General features: G+C 50.9%; 1 pseudogene. It reads left to right on the top strand.

The window, feature by feature from the left end:
- Nucleotides 1–705 (top strand): annotated as a pseudogene (locus ON063_RS14750) (alpha/beta hydrolase); the annotation flags it as partial.

Genomic DNA, 705 nt, shown 5'->3' with positions numbered 1-705 from the left:
ACGTTCCGCAACGTGGATGAGTTGCAACAGATTAAAGAAGAGTGGAAAACGGGTCCAGCTGGAATTCTCGTCCCTCCTGACATTCAATTCGATATCGAGCAACGAGAAGGCATTTGGTTTGATTCTTACACGATGCAGACGAACCTCGACCTCCGACTTGACCAGGTTGACTTACCGGGTGTCGAACTGTCGGGCTCTCCAAAAAAATTAGCCGAGCGCTATATCCGTCAAGCCGACATTCGTTTTAACTTGACTGTTCCGACCGGTGTGTTCGTGGAGGACGGGACCGGACTTGACCTTCGATCGATGAAGCATGTCGAATGGCAAGTGTACGGAGGACGCCAAAATAACTTAAAACTCGTCGCCCATGTGCCAAACGTTAAAGCATGGGTGATCACCATCATCGTATTTGTGGGAGCCCTCATCTTAAGTTATTTCATTTGGCGCAAGTATCGACGAAACGTCGGCAACCCTAAAGAAACGTCGATTCGCTCACGTCTGTTGGGGTCATTGATTGTCTCCCTCTCGCTCGTATTGATTGTCGGGACATTCCGACAAGAATTGGCGAATGAGCGACAATCCGAGGCGATTCGCCAAGCGTCGCAGACGAACGAATTTATCCCTACGTTCGCGGTGCATGGTCTACTTGGGACCGACCGAACGTTCCTCCGCTTCTCGCAAGCGATGGAACAGAGCGGTCAGGCG

The organism is Exiguobacterium sp. B2(2022), from assembly GCF_028823655.1.
Lineage (GTDB): Bacteria > Bacillota > Bacilli > Exiguobacteriales > Exiguobacteriaceae > Exiguobacterium > Exiguobacterium aestuarii_A.
The sequence above is the reverse complement of the archived record's forward strand: the minus strand, read 5'-3'. Positions and strand labels throughout refer to the sequence as shown.